This is a genomic window from Acinetobacter sp. D009, assembly GCF_038562025.1.
GTDB lineage: Bacteria > Pseudomonadota > Gammaproteobacteria > Pseudomonadales > Moraxellaceae > Acinetobacter > Acinetobacter pittii.
In genome coordinates, this window is the sequence record NZ_CP151886.1 from 314,546 (window position 1) to 333,052 (window position 18,507).

Annotated in this window: 14 protein-coding genes; all 14 read left to right on the forward strand. The window is 38.8% G+C overall.

Features of this window, described 5'->3' with window-relative positions; all coding sequences use genetic code 11:
• Window positions 1-42: 42 nt before the first annotated feature.
• The 14 genes from pilQ to AAC388_RS01565 all read left to right on the forward strand — a co-directional run bounded on the left by pilQ (window position 43) and on the right by AAC388_RS01565 (window position 18,474).
• Window positions 43-2,169 carry a type IV pilus secretin PilQ gene (gene pilQ, locus AAC388_RS01500; protein ID WP_342371113.1) on the forward strand — a complete coding sequence of 709 codons (2,127 nt, stop codon included), beginning with the start codon at window positions 43-45 and terminating at the stop codon, window positions 2,167-2,169.
• An 11-nt stretch (window positions 2,170-2,180) separates the two neighbouring features.
• Entirely contained in the window at window positions 2,181-2,750 is a 570-nt protein-coding gene (gene aroK / locus AAC388_RS01505) for a shikimate kinase AroK (protein WP_002116987.1), read from the forward strand.
• Between the two features lie 28 nt (window positions 2,751-2,778).
• Window positions 2,779-3,861, forward strand: coding sequence for a 3-dehydroquinate synthase (gene aroB, locus AAC388_RS01510; protein ID WP_005067096.1), 1,083 nt, complete (start codon window positions 2,779-2,781; stop codon window positions 3,859-3,861).
• A gap of 16 nt (window positions 3,862-3,877) precedes the next feature.
• The gene (locus tag AAC388_RS01515; protein ID WP_005067097.1) at window positions 3,878-4,747 is read left to right on the forward strand and encodes a hypothetical protein; all 870 of its coding nucleotides are present in this window, start codon (window positions 3,878-3,880) and stop codon (window positions 4,745-4,747) included.
• A gap of 461 nt (window positions 4,748-5,208) precedes the next feature.
• Window positions 5,209-9,684, forward strand: a complete 4,476-nt coding sequence (gene gltB, locus AAC388_RS01520) for a glutamate synthase large subunit (RefSeq protein ID WP_342371552.1) — start codon at window positions 5,209-5,211, stop codon at window positions 9,682-9,684.
• A 69-nt stretch (window positions 9,685-9,753) separates the two neighbouring features.
• Window positions 9,754-11,175, forward strand: coding sequence for an FAD-dependent oxidoreductase (locus AAC388_RS01525; protein WP_017481725.1), 1,422 nt, complete (start codon window positions 9,754-9,756; stop codon window positions 11,173-11,175).
• 173 nt (window positions 11,176-11,348) lie between these two features.
• Window positions 11,349-12,236 (forward strand): metal-dependent hydrolase, encoded by an 888-nt coding sequence (locus AAC388_RS01530; protein ID WP_057085853.1) that lies wholly within the window; start codon window positions 11,349-11,351, stop codon window positions 12,234-12,236.
• A gap of 130 nt (window positions 12,237-12,366) precedes the next feature.
• On the forward strand, window positions 12,367-12,957 hold the full coding sequence (locus tag AAC388_RS01535) for a LemA family protein (protein ID WP_002117090.1): 591 nt from the start codon (window positions 12,367-12,369) through the stop codon (window positions 12,955-12,957).
• Between the two features lie 24 nt (window positions 12,958-12,981).
• The gene (locus AAC388_RS01540; RefSeq protein WP_342371114.1) at window positions 12,982-14,061 is read left to right on the forward strand and encodes a TPM domain-containing protein; all 1,080 of its coding nucleotides are present in this window, start codon (window positions 12,982-12,984) and stop codon (window positions 14,059-14,061) included.
• A complete protein-coding gene (locus tag AAC388_RS01545; protein WP_262440240.1) occupies window positions 14,055-14,615 on the forward strand; it encodes a TPM domain-containing protein in 561 nt (186 codons plus the stop codon). The genes AAC388_RS01540 and AAC388_RS01545 overlap by 7 nt, the downstream gene beginning before the upstream one ends.
• A gap of 349 nt (window positions 14,616-14,964) precedes the next feature.
• The gene (locus AAC388_RS01550; RefSeq protein WP_342371115.1) at window positions 14,965-15,444 is read left to right on the forward strand and encodes a pilin; all 480 of its coding nucleotides are present in this window, start codon (window positions 14,965-14,967) and stop codon (window positions 15,442-15,444) included.
• 88 nt (window positions 15,445-15,532) lie between these two features.
• Entirely contained in the window at window positions 15,533-16,252 is a 720-nt protein-coding gene (tfpZ, locus tag AAC388_RS01555; RefSeq protein ID WP_342371116.1) for a TfpX/TfpZ family type IV pilin accessory protein, read from the forward strand.
• An 88-nt stretch (window positions 16,253-16,340) separates the two neighbouring features.
• Window positions 16,341-16,559 (forward strand): pilin, encoded by a 219-nt coding sequence (locus AAC388_RS01560; protein ID WP_342371117.1) that lies wholly within the window; start codon window positions 16,341-16,343, stop codon window positions 16,557-16,559.
• 286 nt (window positions 16,560-16,845) lie between these two features.
• On the forward strand, window positions 16,846-18,474 hold the full coding sequence (locus tag AAC388_RS01565) for a Wzy polymerase domain-containing protein (RefSeq protein ID WP_342371118.1): 1,629 nt from the start codon (window positions 16,846-16,848) through the stop codon (window positions 18,472-18,474).
• The last annotated feature ends 33 nt before the right edge of the window (window positions 18,475-18,507 follow it).

Genomic DNA, 18,507 nt, shown 5'->3' on the forward strand with positions numbered 1-18,507 from the left:
AAAAATTATTTTTAAAGATTATTTATTGGGGATGGTTAGACAATGAATCACGTATTCCGTCAGTTTTCTATGGGAGCTGTGGCGATTGCAATTATGCAGATTGCGTCTGCACAGGTCAGCATGACTAATATTGTACCGACGCAAATAGCGGGTCAGGGAACAGAAATTCGAGTGATATTTAATGGCTTGCCACCGCAACCACAGGCATATCAGCTTGAGAATCCTTCACGTTTGATTTTAGACTTTAATAAAGCGCAGCAGAATTTAACACAGTCAAAAGTGGCGATTGGAACGGATGAAGCGAGTTCGGTCGATGTAAGCTCTGATGATCAGCGTTCACGTTTAACTGTAAATTTGAAAGAGGCAGGTGCTTTTACTACTCGTATTGAAGGCAACACTTTTATTTTAAAGATTAATTCTGCGCAAGTTGTAGCTAAACCTGTATCAGCAAGTGCAATGCAAACCCAAGGTGTTTCAAACATCGGCTTCCAACGCGGTAGTCAAGGGGAAGGTCTTATTGTTATTGACCTGTTGGGGAGTAATACCCCTGTTGATGTGCAACAACAAGGCAGCAAAGTTGTAGTAAAAACTTTGGGTTCTAAAATTCCTACTCATTTAGCTAAGCGCTTAAATGTAAATGATTTTGCAACGCCTGTTTCGACCATTGAATCTTATAATGATAAAGGCAACGGTGTTATTACGATTCAATCTACTGGTAGCTATGAATATATGGCTTATCAGGCGGAAAATAAATTAACCATCAGCCTCAAGCGTCCTCAAGATAAAAGTGTAAACATTTCATCTAAACCATCTAATTATTCTGGTAATAAGCTTTCTCTTGATTTTCAAGATATTGAAGTTCGTCGCGTTTTACAATTACTTGCTGATTTTACTGGCATTAATATGGTTGCGGCTGACAGTGTGCAAGGTAACATCACTTTGCGTTTAAAAGATGTTCCATGGGATCAGGCACTTGATATTATTTTAAAAACTAAAAATTTAGATAAACGCAGAAATGGTAATGTAATTTGGATTGCTCCAGTTGCGGAACTGATCAAGGCAGAAGACGATGAGGCAAAAGCTTTAGCACAAACTATTAAATTAGCACCGATCCAAACAGATTATATTCGTTTGAATTATGCAAAAGCAGCAGATGTCCTTAAACTAATTGAAGAGACTCGTGATGGCAAGACAGCTGTCGCAAATCGTACAGCAGGTTCAGACTCTCTTGCTTTAGAAAGCTTATTAAGCTCAAGAGGTAGTGCTGTTGCCGATACGCGTACTAATACTTTGATTGTAAATGATACAGCCCAAAATATTGATAAAGTTCGTAAAATGATTGATTTGATTGATGTACAGATCAAACAAGTCATGGTGGAAGCTCGAATTGTAAGAGCCTCTACTTCTTTTACTAAAGAGCTCGGTGTTAAATGGGGAATATTATCGCAAGGGATTACCAACAATAATAATTTATTAGTTGGTGGTAGCGAAACGACCTTATGGAATTTACGAGAGCCCAAAAAGGATGAGACTACGGGTGGTTATAAATACACGATTGAACGTCCAGATAACTTAAATGTCGATTTAGGTGTAACCAATCCGGCTGGAAGTATTGCCTTTGGCTTGATTAGTATGTCTGATTTTATGCTTGATCTCGAACTTTCTGCATTACAAGCTGACGGTTATGGTGAGGTGATTTCTACACCTAAAGTGATGACCGCAGACAAACAACCTGCGAGAGTGGCAACAGGTCAACAAGTTCCTTATCAAACCACGACGAATTCTGCTGCGGGTGCTACAGCAAGTACATCATTTAAAGATGCACTATTAAGCCTAGATGTTACCCCGAGCATTACGCCTGACGGTAAAATTCAAATGAAATTGGATATTTCTAAGGATTCTGTAGCTGGCGAAGCACCTAATGGTGAATTAATTTTAAATAAAAATAATATTAATACCAATGTACTTGTTAATAATGGTGAGACAGTCATTTTAGGAGGGGTGTTTGAGCAGACTACTTCTAATTCACAAACCAAGGTTCCTTTCTTTGGAGACATTCCTGTCGTTGGACGTTTATTTAGAAAAGATGTGAAATCTGATGATAAGCAAGAGTTACTGATTTTCGTTACGCCACGAATTGTTAATGACACTTTGGTGAGAAATCATTAATATATTTTTTAATGAAAGCAATTGAAATAGGTGGCGCCTTGCCAAGCAAAGCGTTTGAAACCCTGCCAAATATTTATTTGGTAGGGCCCATGGGGGCAGGAAAAACAACCGTTGGACGTCATTTAGCCGAACTATTAGGGCGTGAATTTTTAGATAGTGATCATGAAATTGAACGCAAAACAGGTGCCACTATTCCCTGGATTTTTGAGAAAGAAGGGGAGTTTGGATTTCGTACTCGTGAAACAGTAGTGTTAAATGAGTTGACTTCCCGTAAAGCCTTAGTGTTGGCGACAGGTGGAGGTGCGATTACTCAAGCACCCAATCGCGAATTTCTAAAGCAACGTGGTATTGTTGTTTATCTTTACACTCCTGTAGAACTACAATTACAACGCACTTACCGCGATAAAAATAGACCTCTATTACAAGTTGAAAACCCTGAACAAAAATTACGTGATTTGTTGAAAATACGTGATCCTTTATATCGTGAAGTTGCGCATTACACGATTGAAACCAATCAGGGTGCTGCTCGTGATCTTGCTCAAAAGATTTTGCAACTTATTTTGTCCAACCCGCTAAAATAGCCAAACTTACTTGTGGTTTTATAAACTCATGCAAACTTTACATGTTGAATTAGGCGAACGCCGTTATCCTATTTTTATTGGCAGTCAACTTGATCCTAAGCAGTTGCTTGAGCCTTATATTCATGGTCAACAGGTCATGATCGTGAGTAACGAAACGGTCGCTCCTTTATATTTATCTCATTATCAAGAAGCTTTAAAAAGTTTGGGTAAAACTGTAGCGACTTGTATTTTGCCAGATGGTGAGAAATATAAAGATATTCAACATCTAAATTTAATTTTTGATGCTTTACTTGAAGCTGGTTTTAATCGTGATTGTACGGTTTTAGCTTTGGGTGGTGGTGTTATCGGGGATATGGCTGGTTTTGCGTCAGCATGTTTCCAACGTGGTGTTTATTTTATTCAGGTTCCGACTACACTTCTTTCACAAGTAGACTCAAGTGTGGGTGGTAAAACGGGGATTAATCATCCTCTTGGTAAGAACATGTTGGGCGCATTTCAGCAACCTCAAGTTGTTTTGGCTGATATGGCTCAACTCGATACTTTACCAGATCGAGAGTTATCTGCTGGATTATCAGAAGTCATTAAATATGCCTTGTTGGGTGACGCTGATTTTCTTGTTTGGTTAGAGCAGAATATGGATGGGTTAATTGGGCGAGATGCTGAACTTTTAGCAGAAGCTGTTTATCGTTCATGTGCTCATAAAGCGCGTATTGTTGCTAACGATGAAAAAGAGCAAGGCGAACGAGCTTTACTCAACTTGGGTCATACTTTCGGTCATGCGATTGAATCTTACCTTGGCTATGGCACTTGGTTGCATGGTGAAGCAGTAGCGACAGGCATGGTGATGGCGGCTGATTTATCACAACGTTTAGGTTGGATTTCAAGCGATGATGTAGAGCGTACAAAAAAAATTATTCAACGCGCTAATTTGCCGATATCATGTCCAAAAATTCCATTGGATGAATTCCTTGGATATATGGCGCATGATAAAAAAGTTCTCAATGGTCAATTACGTTTAGTGCTGTTAAAGCAACTTGGGCAAGCAGTAATTACTAAAGACTTTGATGTTGAACTCATGAAACAAGCTATTTTGGCAAATCAACACGGATAATAAATTAAGGTAACACATGACTGTATCACGTACACTTTGGCAGAATGTTCAACAATATATCTGGTTGGTGGGTGGTATCGTCTGCTTGTTGCTCGCTTTTATTTTTTGGGTAATGACCGATAGTAAAAAGCTGGTTGAAGTTGAAAAATCAGCTGATTCGGATGCGCCAGTGCAAATTCAGCCAGAGAAGGTAGCAACAACGGCTAATTTAGGGGCTTTAGCTGATGAAGTTAGACCTCTTGATTTAACAACTCGTACGGTTGCTTCTGGTCAGCATGAGGCAGAGTTCCGCGGTACAAAATTTATTAATGAAAACAAGAAACAATGGACGCTTGAGCTTTTCCGTGCGTCTGATGAAGATATTATTAAAAACTTTTTAAAAAATCGTCCAGAACGAAATAAATTTATCTACTTTCGTTTAAGCGGAGATAAGCAATCTGAACAATATGTTTTGACATATGGTGTATTTAAACGTTCTGAAGATGCAATTCAGCAGTTAACCCAACTTAATCTTGATTTACCTGAATCAATTAAACCCCAACCGCAACAATTTTCGACCTATGCGCCATTAGTCAATGATTTAGGGGCGGATGAAATGAAAGGTGGTATTAGCCAAACTTATGAAGTGCGGTTACGTCCAGCTGCTCTACCTAAAATTGATGAGTCCTTGCTCATAGGAGGCGGTGTGGCTACTCAACCTAAAGTGGCGGCTCCAGCAACAAACTCTACAACTCGTACAACGATTATTCGTCGAGATGCTGAGGGGAATGTTGTGGATGTACATCAGTCTAATTCGGCAGTTGATGTGGCTAAAAAGGCTCAACAGAATCGTACAACAGAGCCTACAGAAAAAAATGCAACAAATGAGGGCACAAGAGGTAATTAATCATAAGGATATATCGCACAAATATGGTGCAATAATAATAAACATATATATTTTTTGATCACCTGTGGTGCATATTTAGTCATTTATTAAAATGATAACGCGAATAAAATCGATCTATTTTCAATAATTATAAATACTTAATTGTAAAAAATAACATTGGCATAGTTTTTGCTTTATTCTTGTGCTTATTAATGTGCTGTAAACTATTTTAGCGCTCTACAGAGTAAATTCTATGCAGAGTCGAGGGGTCGAACTGCTTTAAAAGAGTGCGAAATAAGTCAAAACATTTTTCTAGCAAAAACCAGTGTACGTAAAAATGGAACAGCGTATATTGGCTTATCAGCCCAAAAATTTTTTTTGTGAAACATTGAGCTAACTGTCGTCCGTAGGCACTATCGCAAAAAGAAGTTGTTTGTTTGACGCTCGAAAGAGCCTTATTGAAAGAAGGGTACGCTATGCACATGCCATCGCCTAATACTGTAGCTCCCGCTCAAGGTTTATATCAGCCTGATGAGTTTAAGGATAACTGTGGTTTTGGACTGATCGCCCATATGAAGGGTGAATCAAGTCATCATCTAGTTGAAACCGCGATTCACAGTTTAAGTTGCATGACGCACCGTGGTGGTATTGCCGCAGATGGCAAGACGGGAGATGGTTGCGGCTTATTATTGGCGATGCCAAAGCAATTTTTCCGTGATGAAGCAAAAAAACTGAGTAATATTACACTGAGTGAAATTTTTGCTGTGGGTACTGTATTTTTAAATACTGATCCGGCATTAGCGCAACATTCTAAAAATATTTTAACGAAAGAAATCGAGTCAGATGGCCTACGTGTACTGGCTTGGCGTGTTGTCCCTACAAATAACGATGCATTAGGTGAAATTGCGCTTCAATCTTTACCAGCTTTTGAACAGGTCATTGTGAACTGTCCAATGGGCGTAACTGAAGTTGAATTTAACCGTAAATTATTCTTGGCACGTCGTCGTGCAGAACAACAATTACAAAATGATCCGTCATTCTATGTGACTACGCTTTGTTCGACAGTAATCAGCTATAAAGGCTTGATGATGCCGGCTGCAATTGCTGAGTTCTATACAGACTTAGCAGATGAGCGCTTAAAATCACATATCGTGGTATTCCACCAACGCTTCTCTACTAATACATTGCCGCGTTGGCCGTTGGCTCAACCATTCCGTTACCTTGCTCATAATGGTGAAATCAACACAATTACAGCAAACCGTAACTGGGCGTTGGCGCGTACTCCTAAATTTGAAAACCCATTATTACCAGGTCTTACTGAGCTTAACCCAATCGTTAACCGTACGGGTTCGGACTCTTCAAGCTTAGATAACATGCTTGAGATTTTAGTCGGTGGTGGTATGGATTTATTCCGTGCCTTACGTATGCTCGTACCACCAGCTTGGCAAAACGTAGAAACTTTAGATGCAGACTTACGCGCATTCTATGAGTTCAACTCTAAACATATGGAAGCTTGGGATGGCCCAGCAGGTCTCGTTATTCAAGATGGCCGTCATGCAATCTGTATGCTTGACCGTAACGGTTTGCGTCCTGCGCGTTGGGTAATTACCAAAAATGATTACATTACCTTGGCATCTGAAATCGGTGTTTGGGGTTATGAGCCTGAAGATGTAGTTTCTAAAGGTCGTGTAGGTCCTGGCCAAATTTTGGTAGTTGATACCTTAACAGGCAAAGTACTTGATACTAAAGATGTTAGTACACATTTGAAAAACATGCGTCCGTACCGTGAGTGGTTACGTGATCATGCGATTCGTTTAAATGCAAACCCAGAACTTGAAGAGCAATTAGTCGATAAAGGCTTAACTGGCGATGCTTTAAAAGCGGCTCAAAAAATGTTTATGGTGACATTTGAAGAGCGCGACCAGTTGTTACGTCCAATTGCTGAAAGCGGACAAGAAGCTGTTGGTTCTATGGGTGATGATACGCCAATGGCTGTATTGTCTCGTCAAGTACGCCACGTAACAGATTACTTCCGTCAACAGTTCGCTCAAGTGACAAACCCGCCAATTGACCCGCTACGTGAGTCAATTGTAATGTCGCTTGAAACCTGTTTAGGTCGTGAACAAAACGTATTTGAGCAAGGCCCTGAGCATGCTGACCGTATCATCATCTCTAGCCCTGTATTGTCAAATTCAAAAATGCAGCAAATCCGTAGCATTGAGCGTCCGGGTTATGAAGCAGTTGATATCAATTTAAACTATGCTGAAGAAGAAGGCTTGCAAGCTGCGATCACGCGTATCTGTGAAGAAGCGGCGCAAGCGGTTCGTGATGGCAAAACTTTAATTGTTTTAACAGATAAAAATATCCGTCAAGGTTTACTGCCAGCAAACGCAGCACTTGCAACAGGTGCGGTACATCATTACCTCATCAAAACTGGTTTACGTACTGATGCAAATATCATGGTTGAAACTGGTTTTGCACGTGATCCGCATCAATTTGCAGTATTACTTGGTTTTGGTGCAACGGCTGTTTACCCATATCTTGCATATGACGTGATCAATGACTTGATCGCTAAAGGTGAGCTTTTAGGTGACCCAATCCATGCTCAAGCAAACTTCCGTAAAGGTATTGAGAAAGGCTTATTAAAAGTTCTTTCAAAAATGGGTATCTCTACAGTTGCTTCTTATCGTGGCGGTCAGCTATTTGAAGCAGTAGGTTTATCATCAGAAGTGGTAGATCAATGTTTCTTAGGTGTTCCAAGTCGTATTCAGGGTGCAACATTTGCTGATCTTGAAAAAGACCAGAAAAAACTAGCAGCGACAGCTTGGTCAAATCGTAAGCCAATTGATCAGGGTGGTTTGCTCAAATTCGTATTTGATAAAGAATACCATGCGTTCAACCCAGATGTGATTAACGCATTACACAAAGCCGTTCGCTCTGGTAAATACGAAGACTTTAAAGAATATGCTGAGTTGGTGAATAATCGTCCAGTAGCGACTATTCGTGACTTATTTAAGTTAAAAACAACTAACTCAATTCCAGTTGAATCGGTTGAATCAGTTGAAGATATCTTGCCTCGCTTTGACTCGGCAGGTATGTCTTTAGGTGCTCTTTCTCCAGAAGCACATGAAGCAATTGCAATCGCGATGAACACGATTGGTGGCCGTTCAAACTCTGGTGAAGGCGGTGAAGATCCTGTTCGTTACGGAACAATTCGTAACTCGAAAATCAAACAGATTGCATCTGGTCGTTTTGGTGTAACTCCTGCATACCTAACCTCTGCTGAAGTATTGCAAATTAAGGTTGCTCAAGGTGCGAAACCAGGTGAGGGTGGTCAGTTACCGGGTGGTAAAGTAAATGGCTTAATCGCACGTTTACGTTACTCGGTACCGGGTGTAACGCTAATTTCACCTCCTCCACACCACGACATTTACTCAATTGAAGATTTGTCTCAGTTAATTTTTGACTTGAAACAAGTTAACCCTAAAGCAATGGTATCTGTAAAATTGGTATCTGAGCCGGGTGTAGGTACGATTGCTGCTGGTGTTGCAAAAGCTTATGCAGACTTCATTACCATTTCAGGTTATGACGGTGGTACCGCAGCATCTCCACTTTCTTCAATTCACCATGCGGGTTCTCCATGGGAATTAGGTTTGAGTGAGGCGCATCAAGCACTTCGTGTAAATGACTTGCGTGGAAAAGTACGTGTACAAACTGATGGTGGTTTAAAAACTGGTCTTGATGTGATCAAGGCAGCAATTTTAGGTGCTGAAAGTTTTGGCTTTGGTTCAACACCAATGATCGCTCTAGGTTGTAAATACCTCCGTATTTGTCACTTAAATAACTGTGCAACTGGTGTTGCAACTCAACAAGATCATTTGCGTCAAGAGCACTACATTGGCGAGCCAGAAATGCTCATCAACTTCTTCCACTTTATTGCGGAAGAAACTCGTGAATGGTTGGCTGCATTAGGTGTTTCTTCATTGAAAGACTTAATTGGTCGTGTTGATTTGCTTGAAGTATTACCGGGCGAAACTGAAAAACATGCTCACCTTGATCTAAGTGCTTTGTTAACTTCGCATCCTTCTGCCGAAGGTAAAGCGCAATACTGTCAAGTAGAAGGTAATGCACCATTTGATAAAGGTGTATTGGCTGAGAGAATGGTCGCTGAAATGCTTCCTGCAATTGAGTCAAGCGCTGGTGGTCAGTTCAACTTCAATGTCGTGAACTGTGACCGTTCAATCGGTGCTCGTGTTTCGGGTGAAATCGCTCGTCGCTACGGCAACTTGGGTATGGAAGCACATCCAGTTGTAATGAACTTAACTGGTACAGCTGGTCAGTCGCTTGGTGTTTGGAATGCTGGTGGTTTACACATCCGTCTTGAAGGTGATGCAAACGACTATGTAGGTAAAGGTATGGCGGGTGGTCGTATTTCGATTTTCCCACCACAAGGTTCGCCTTTCCAAACACAAAACACAGCAATTATTGGTAATACCTGTTTGTATGGTGCGACTGGCGGTAAGCTTTTCGCAGCAGGTACAGCGGGTGAGCGTTTTGCAGTTCGTAACTCTGGCGCATTTGCTGTAATCGAAGGTGCGGGTGATCACTGCTGTGAATACATGACAGGTGGTGTTGTGACTGTACTTGGTAAAGTAGGCCATAACTTTGGTGCGGGCATGACTGGTGGTTTTGCTTATGTACTTGACCTCGATAATGACTTCGTAGATTACTACAACCACGAATTGATTGATTTAAATCGTATTTCAACAGAATCTATGGAAGATCATAAAGAGTTCTTGTTGCGTATTATCGATGAGCATATCAAAGAAACTGGTAGTGCTTGGGCTTATAAAATCCGCAATGAGTTCGATTTCTACAGCCGTAAATTCTGGCTTGTGAAACCAAAAGCTGCTAACTTGCAAACGCTTTTGAAAACAACACAAGCTGACCCACAATAATTCCACGACTGCAAAGACATAGGCAGGTGCGGGCAACAAGGAAATCCGCGCCTACCCACGGAGAGAGACATGGCAGAACGCCTAAATAATGACTTTCAATTTCTGGATGTACCACGCCAAGATCCAGAGAAAAAAGATATTACTGTCCGCAAAGCAGAATTTGTGGAAATTTATAAGCCTTTTACATCGGAAACTGTCACTAATCAGACTCACCGTTGTTTAGGTTGTGGTAACCCATATTGTGAATGGAAATGTCCTGTACATAACTACATTCCAAATTGGTTAAAACTGATCGCTGAAGGCCAAATTTTCCAAGCTGCTGAGCTTTGTCATCAAACGAACACATTGCCTGAGGTATGTGGTCGCGTATGCCCACAAGACCGTTTGTGTGAAGGTGCTTGTACCTTAAATGATGGTTTTGGTGCAGTAACCATTGGTAATGCTGAGAAATATATCAATGACACAGCTTTTGCTTTAGGCTGGCGTCCAGATATGTCAGGCGTAAAATGGACTGACAAAAAAGTTGCAATTATTGGTGCGGGTCCTGCTGGTTTAGGCTGTGCGGATATTCTAGCTCGCGGTGGTGTTAAATCAGTTGTATTTGATAAGCGTCCTGAAATTGGTGGCTTACTTACATTCGGTATTCCAGAATTTAAAATGGAAAAGGATGTCATGAAACGCCGTCGTGAAATTTTCACGGGTATGGGCATCGAATTCCGTTTGAATACTGAAATTGGTAAAGACATCACGATTGATGAATTACTTGCAGAATATGATGCGGTATTCATGGGTATGGGAACTTATACCTACATGAAAGGTGGTTTCCCAGGTGAAGATCTTGATGGTGTTTATGATGCACTTGATTTCTTAATCTCTAACGTGAATCGTTGCCAAGGTTGGGAAAAAGATCCAAGTGAATACATTAGCCTAGATGGTAAAAAAGTTATTGTTCTTGGTGGTGGTGATACCGCTATGGACTGTAACCGTACTTCTTTACGCCAAGGTGCTCACGATGTAACTTGTGCATACCGCCGTGATGAAAGCAACATGCCAGGTTCTGCGCGTGAAGTAAAAAATGCCTACGAAGAGGGTGTGAAATTCCTATTCAATCGTCAACCAGTCGAAATTGTTGGTGAAAATGGCAAAGTGACAGGCGTAAAAGTGGTAACGACACAAATGGGTGAACCAGATAGTCGTGGCCGTCGTAGCCCTGAGCCAATCCCTGGTTCTGAAGAAGTATTACCAGCTGATGCGGTTTTACTTGCTTTCGGTTTCCGCCCAAGCCCAGCAGACTGGTTTGGTAATGTGAATATCAATCTTGATGGTTCAGGCCGTGTTGTCGCAGCTGAAAAGCAAGAATTCAAATTCCAAACATCAAACCCGAAAATCTTTGCTGGTGGTGATATGGTACGTGGCTCAGACCTTGTCGTGACTGCTATTTGGGAAGGTCGTCAAGCTGCTGAAGGCATTTTGGATTATCTTGGTGTTTAATAAAGACATTTGTTAAATGACTAAAAAAAGCCTACTTCAAGTAGGCTTTTTTATTGTCTACCATTAGTCACTTTGATGTTTTTGGCAAATATAATAAGCTTTTTTGCCCTTTTTAGCGTTTAAAGCTCGCGACATACTCGAAACTTCCTTCTTCAATACAGTAGGTGTTGAATATGAACATCGCAGGTATGACGGCAGAAAAATCATATTTAAATCGTCGAAAAGCGTTGGGTATTACAGTGCGTCGTCTTGAATTTAATCCAAAGGCGATTAAGCGGCACTATTTTGCAAATTCACCCGTCATGTCGCATTTTTTAACTGCACTCTCATCAACGTTTCCGGTGGGTGAGCAATTTTTTGTAAATAGCGTACGTAATGTACGTGATAAAGTCTCAGATCCTCAGCTACAAGCGCAAATTGCAGCGTTTATTGGACAAGAGGCCATGCATTCCAAAGCACATGGTGAGTTTAATGAAGCTTGGCGACGTGATGATTATAATCTGGACAGTTTTCAAAATTGGCTAAATGAGCGCGATAAATATTTAAGAACAATTCCACCTAAGCTGCAATTGGCACTCACCTGTGCATTTGAACATTTCACTGCTTTACTTGGGGGATATGTTTTACAACATCCAGAGTTATTAAAAACGCTAGATGAAGATGCGCTAAAACTTTGGGTATGGCATGCGATTGAAGAAATTGAACATCGTTCGGTTGCATTTGATGTTTATCAACATGTATATGGTGATGATCGTATCCGTCGTTTACTCATGCGTAGCGTCACAACAGGATTTGCGAGTCTCGCTTTTTATGGGACAACTCGTTTATTTTGGCAAGATAAATGGAATAGCTTACCTAAAATCGGGGGTAATTTATTTGGATTATATTTACTGATGAAGATGCTTGTTCAGTTAATGCCAGAATACTTCGCATATTACAAAAAAGATTTCCATCCGAGCCAAAAAGATTATGGCAGGATGGTTAATTATTGGAAAAGTTCTTTAGCAGAAGAATATCAAATGGCAAGTTTTGAACAAGAAAAAGATCAGCGATTGAGCTAATAGATAACCGGATTTAAAAGTCCGGTTTTTTAAAATCAATAAAATAAAAGCAACACAATAATGCCTAATTCATCATACAATCAGGTAAAGAGGTTAAAAATATAAAGAAAAACTTGAGGATAATGTGACGATGAAAACGTTGAAACAATTTGCGATCGCAACAACACTTGCCAGTACCTTACTGTTTTCGGGATGTGGCTATAACACTCTACAAGTAAAAGATGAGGCTGTAACAGCAGCGTGGTCTGAAGTGCAAAACCAATATCAACGTCGTTCAGATTTGGTACCAAATCTTGTGAACGTAGTTAAGGGTTATGCTAAGCACGAAGAGCAAGTATTAACTGAAGTGACACAGGCACGTTCTAATGTGGCAGGTTTAAAAGTTGATAAAGAAGTTTTAGAAGACCCAGCTTTACTTGAAAAATATCAACAGGCTCAAAGTCAATTAACAGGGGCGTTATCTCGACTCATTGCTGTTTCGGAAAATTACCCAGATTTGAAAGCCAATACTCAATTCCAAGAACTACAAGTTCAGCTTGAAGGTACTGAAAACCGTATTGCTGTTGCGCGTAATCGTTATATTACAACAGTACAAGACTATAACTCATATGTGCGTCAGTTCCCTCAGGCAGTAACAGCAAAAGTAATTGGTATGCATCCAAAAGCCAATTTCTCTGCAGAAGCATCTGCACAACAGGCTCCAAAAGTTTCTTTTGATTAATTTTATAAATCAAAGGAGTGCCGTATGAGAAATACTCTATTGCTTCAATCAAAGCAAATTAAGGTCTTTATCTCGACCTTAATTTTGCTCTGTTGTGGTGTTCTTTTTCAGAATACGGCATGGAGTGAAACTAATATTGCAACTGCTACCGATGAGGCTGATGCAATAGTTGCTGGCAAAATTATTCAAAAGCAACAAACTCAAGCTGCTGCAACTAAACTAGAGGGGCAAGCTGCTTCAAGTCCTGCTCCTCAAGTCCAAGTTGCGAATGATATGGCTGATGGTGAATCAATTCGTGGTTTGCCAACTTTAAACCAGCCTGTGATTGATCAAGCCAATATCTTAAGCGAGGCTGAGAAGGAGCAACTTAATCAAAAAATTCTAAGTTTATATCAACAAGGCAAAGCGCAGATTGGTATCGTTATTGTTCCCACAACTGGTCAAGAAGATATCTTTGATTATGCGTTACGTGTTGGCGAAAAGTGGCAATTGGGATCATCTAAACGTGACAATGGATTACTCATTGCAGTTGCTGTAAATGATCGCCGTATGCAAATTTTAACCGGCTATGGTTTAGAAGGTGTGTTGCCGGATATTGTGGCAAGTCGGATTATTCGAAACCAAATTACACCTTATTTTAAACAAGCCCAATATGCGCAAGGTTTAAATGCAGGTCTGGATGAAATTGGAAGAATTTTAAACCTTGACCCAGAAGTAGCTCAGCAAGCTGCTCAAGATTTGAAAGAGCACCAACATCAAGCTGCTGAAGAACAACAAGCCAAACAGACAACACTGACAATGGCTTTATTTATTCTTGTTGCTGGAATTGTGGGTTCGTTTATTGTTGGTCGTCCGCTTAGTGCATCTACAGCAGGAGTTGCTGCTGCGGTAGCAGGATTCGTAAATGGGGCAGGGCTAGTCACTAGCTTACTACTTGGTTTTGGTATCTTCTTTTTACTTATTACATCAATTGCCCAATTTATTTTACAGGCCATTTTAAGTGGTTCTGGTGGTGGACGTGGAGGAGGCTTCGGCGGAGGTGGCGGAGGCTATGGTGGCGGCGGAGGTCGTTTTGGCGGTGGAGGTGCTTCAGGCTCATGGTAACAACATCAGAAACAACACAAATTATTACTCAACCAAAAATTGAGGAATCTGTAGAGCCAAGCATAAAACGTTGGTTTAAACATCTATGCTATTTACCTGCCAGTAGTCGTTATTTTTCAAAACAAGATAAGCAAGCTATTGCTGATGCTGTACAACAAGCAGAACATGGGCATGTTGGAGAAATACAGGTTGTAATTGAAGGCCATATTCCAGTGTCACAAGCCTACAGACAAAATACTCGTTTAAGAGCACAGCAATTATTTGCAGAATTAGGTGTTTGGGATACCGCCTTAAATAGTGGCGTATTGTTATACCTAAATTTATGTGAACGAACAGTAGAAATTATATTTGACCGTGGTATTAGAAATGCGACCAATGATCAGGTCTGGCAGCAGATTTGTGAAGCAATAGTACAAAAGCTGAAGCAAAAGCAATACCAACAAGCTGTAGTAATGGGCATACAACAAATTGGAGAGGTGATGTCACGGTTTTATGACGAAAACATGCCTGATCAATCCAATGAATTAGGGAATGCTCCGATTATTCTGAATTAAACTACCTTGTAACATTCCTATATTAGCTAATTTTTCATAATTTTACTTTTAAAGGTGACTGACAAAAAATGTCACCTACTTATTTATTTTTAAAGAGATTTTGTTCACATAAATAAATATAAACTTTGAATTGTGTATTTTATTTTTTTTAATTCGTGAAGTGTTTTTATAAAAAGTTATATGACATTTTTTGTCAATTACTTACACCTATTTAATATTTAAGAATAATTTAATTTAATATAAGTAACTGTTTTTTAATTAAAATAAAAGTTGGCATGGATGCTGCAATGTAGTTGATAGCTGAAAAAGCTTATATAAAAACATACATACAATCTTTGGGGAAAAGGCTATGAATGCACAAAAAGGTTTTACATTAATTGAACTCATGATCGTAGTTGCCATTATTGGTATTTTGGCAGCAATCGCGATTCCTTCTTATCAAAATTATATTGCACGTTCACAAGTAACACGTGTTATGGGTGAAGCAGGTAACATGAAAACAGCAGTTGATAACTGTTTGTTGAATGGAAAGTTAACACTTGGTCAGGCTGGTAATGAGTGCCAATTAGATGCAACTGGTTCTAACCTTCAGACTGGTGCTAAACAGGATGGTTCTACAGCAGTTGCTGCAGGTACAGGTGTAGCGCAGGTTACTTCACCATTAGTTACTGCAGCAGCTAACACAATTGTTGCTACATTTGGTAACGGAGCAGCGGGTGATTTACAGACAGCAGGCCAAAACACTTTAACTTGGACGCGTGCGGTTGATGGTACATGGTCTTGTTCTACGACTGTTTTAACAAAATATCGTCCAGCATCTTGTCCATAATTTGGAACTAGAAATAAACAAAACCAGCTATTAGGCTGGTTTTGTTTTTAGAGCGTCAATTTTAAATTATGAAATATTTAAGGTTTATATGTCTAGTCGATTAAAATTTTTTTTGGTTCATTTTTCTTGTTCTTTATTTAGTGCTCTATTATTACTTTTTTGGGTTTTTAAGGTGTGGTATCCATATCCATTAGCTCAGGCTTTAGGTGTTACTAATATTGTAATAATGATAGTGATAATAGATTTAATTATTGGGCCGATCTTATGTTTTATTATTTATAAAGTTGAAAAAAAAACATTGAGATTTGATTTGTCAGTGATAATTTTTTTCCAAATTGTCGCATTTTTATTTGGGTTTTATAACTTATCACAAGGTAGACCTGTTTGGCTTGTATATAATCAAGGTAATATTGATTTGGTTCAAAGAGTTGAAATTATTAAGGATGATATGGGGAAGGCTCTACTTAAGTTTCAGAAAATACCTATGTTTGGACCTGAAATTGCTGCGGTCAAAACAATGAATCTTAATGAAATAAATGCAAATAAAGAAAAGGTTAAAGCTATTTCATTTATTCAACAACCTGAAAAATATATTTTACTTAAAGATGAATATGTAAATATCAAAAAAAATATTCATAGTATGAATGAATTATATAAAAAAAACCAAAAGCAAAAAATTGATGATTTACTTTTGAAATACCCCAACGTTCAAGGGTGGCTTCCTTTACGAGCTACAACACAAAATATGGTTGTATTAATGAATATTGATACGGCTCAGATTATAGCGATAGTAGATTTAAAATTTTAAAAATGGCTCTAGATAATAATTGAATTTTAGTTAATTATTTTAAATTTTATATTGGTTAAATATAACCAATATAAAATTATATTCTTATATGAAAAATGATTTTTATATTTTAAAGTTCTCTGGAAAATTTGGATGGAAAGTATTTAAGGCATTACTACAATGCGATACTGGTAAATCAGGTATCAAAGGTAAAAAAGTTCAATTACATGATGCAGAAGATGGTACATGGGCTTGTGAAACAACTATTGATGGAAAATATGCTGCGAAGTCATGTAGTGTTGTTACATTATTAAGTGCTGCGTCATAAGTTGCGTTTTAAGAAAAAATGCACTTTCAATTGAATGCTTTTTTATTGATTATTAGATATTTTCTTTTGTATTTTTTAGAACTTAAGTGCTAATCCAAATTGTATGTATTGAAGTTTTATAAAATAAATACAATAGTAAAAAATTAAATCCAATGATAAAAATTATTTAACTTTACTGTCATATGAACAAGTGTCTAAATAGAACGGAAAGATATAAATAGAAGCGAATCCTTCCCCCTCTCTTCCATGTATAATTCCCACAAGTTTTGGTCTCTCACCTCTCACTATGCAAGTATTCTTCCTATTTCTCGCTGCAATCCTGTTAGGTTTTGCATGGTTGTCTCCATTTCATTACAGCCCTTGGGTCATGTTCTCAAGTGAAGTCAGTACTTTCGGGGCTGGGTTATGCGTATTAGCTGCCCTAATTCAACAAAATATTAAAATTCCTAGAGCACAGATATTGTTGCTTCCATTTACTTTAATTCCTATTGTCCAGTGGGGCTTTGGCCTGGTTTTTGATTTAAGTACGGCTTTATTAAGTACATTTTACTTATTAGGTTTTTGGTTTATGGTCTTGGCTGGCTACAACCTATCTTTAGATCAAAAAAAGAGAGATCAAATTTTTTCAGGTTTTAGCTTATTAGTAATTATTACATCGCTATTAACTAGTTTTATAGCAATTTTCCAGTGGCTAAATATTGAATCACATTTAATTTACACCCTTCATTTGATCGGTAACCGTCCTTACGGAAATTTTGGTCAACCCAACAACATGGCAACATTCTTAATTATTGGGCTGTTAGGTTGTTTATATTTATATGAAAAGAATAAAGTAACACTTTGGTTGTTATTGCCTTCAGCATTGATTATTTTATTTACCATTGCATTGAGTCAGTCTCGAACTTCATGGATCGTTTTTCCATTCCTATTCATCTACTGGGTGATTAAGCAATTTAAAAAGCAAAAAAGATTTGGATTTACTCAAGGCTTCTTATGGTGCTTAGCTTTTTTTCTAATTGCGGGGCTAATCTTACCTTATATCACTCAATTTATTGAATTCTCTACAAATACAGAAATTACTGAAACAAGTTCGTTTGTCGCGCGCGCGGGGTCGGGGCATGAGCGTATAGGGATGTGGATACAAATATTACATGCTATAGCTCAGCAGCCATGGTTAGGGTATGGATGGAGTCAAACTAGTGTTGCTGTGGTTGATAGTATCCAATATGGGACAGTGCATGTATGGTTTAATAGTGCTCATAATGTGCTACTGGATATCATCATCTGGAATGGTATCCCATTAGGCGCTGTAATCATTACTTACTTTATTTTTTGGTTTCTTTGGCTAAATCAACAGGCTAAAAATACTATCTCAATTATAGCGATTATGATGGTATGCGCAGTGCTTATTCATGCTATGTTTGAGTTTCCCCAGCGCTACGCTTATTTCTTGCTTACCTGTGGATTCCTGCTTGGTATAGTGCAAGCTCAGACTCCTGTGCTTAAAGGAATTGTCCTCAGTAAACATCTTTTTCGTTTAACATGGGTTGTAGGCTTGCTGCTTATTATTGCAATTCTACGTGATTACAATGTCTATGTTCTGAATAGTAATTTGCTTTTTAATAATAAGCGTCCAAATGCTGAATTTATGGGAAGTGATAAAATTTTTGTTTTAACACAGTTTGAGCAGCGTTTACGTTGGATTGAGCTTAATCCTAGAACTACCTTATCTGAGAATGATTTAGTTGAATGGGGAAATCTAGTAAAGAATAAAGCAACTCCATACAACTTACGTAAATACGCAAAATTGTTGGCTTACAATGGGAAACTAGAGCAGGCACAACAGCAGATATTTATTTTGCAGCATCTCTATAAACAGAAAATAACGCTATCAGAATTACTAAAAGAGAAGTAATAAAAAATCCCCTTAAGTATAAGGGGATTTTTT

Coding starts and splice junctions, on each gene's coding strand:
- pilQ (WP_342371113.1), top strand. CDS start 43: ATGAATCACGTATTCCGTCAGTTTTCTATGGGAGCTGTGGCGATTGCA.
- aroK (WP_002116987.1), top strand. CDS start 2,181: ATGAAAGCAATTGAAATAGGTGGCGCCTTGCCAAGCAAAGCGTTTGAA.
- aroB (WP_005067096.1), top strand. CDS start 2,779: ATGCAAACTTTACATGTTGAATTAGGCGAACGCCGTTATCCTATTTTT.
- AAC388_RS01515 (WP_005067097.1), top strand. CDS start 3,878: ATGACTGTATCACGTACACTTTGGCAGAATGTTCAACAATATATCTGG.
- gltB (WP_342371552.1), top strand. CDS start 5,209: ATGCCATCGCCTAATACTGTAGCTCCCGCTCAAGGTTTATATCAGCCT.
- AAC388_RS01525 (WP_017481725.1), top strand. CDS start 9,754: ATGGCAGAACGCCTAAATAATGACTTTCAATTTCTGGATGTACCACGC.
- AAC388_RS01530 (WP_057085853.1), top strand. CDS start 11,349: ATGAACATCGCAGGTATGACGGCAGAAAAATCATATTTAAATCGTCGA.
- AAC388_RS01535 (WP_002117090.1), top strand. CDS start 12,367: ATGAAAACGTTGAAACAATTTGCGATCGCAACAACACTTGCCAGTACC.
- AAC388_RS01540 (WP_342371114.1), top strand. CDS start 12,982: ATGAGAAATACTCTATTGCTTCAATCAAAGCAAATTAAGGTCTTTATC.
- AAC388_RS01545 (WP_262440240.1), top strand. CDS start 14,055: ATGGTAACAACATCAGAAACAACACAAATTATTACTCAACCAAAAATT.
- AAC388_RS01550 (WP_342371115.1), top strand. CDS start 14,965: ATGAATGCACAAAAAGGTTTTACATTAATTGAACTCATGATCGTAGTT.
- tfpZ (WP_342371116.1), top strand. CDS start 15,533: ATGTCTAGTCGATTAAAATTTTTTTTGGTTCATTTTTCTTGTTCTTTA.
- AAC388_RS01560 (WP_342371117.1), top strand. CDS start 16,341: ATGAAAAATGATTTTTATATTTTAAAGTTCTCTGGAAAATTTGGATGG.
- AAC388_RS01565 (WP_342371118.1), top strand. CDS start 16,846: ATGCAAGTATTCTTCCTATTTCTCGCTGCAATCCTGTTAGGTTTTGCA.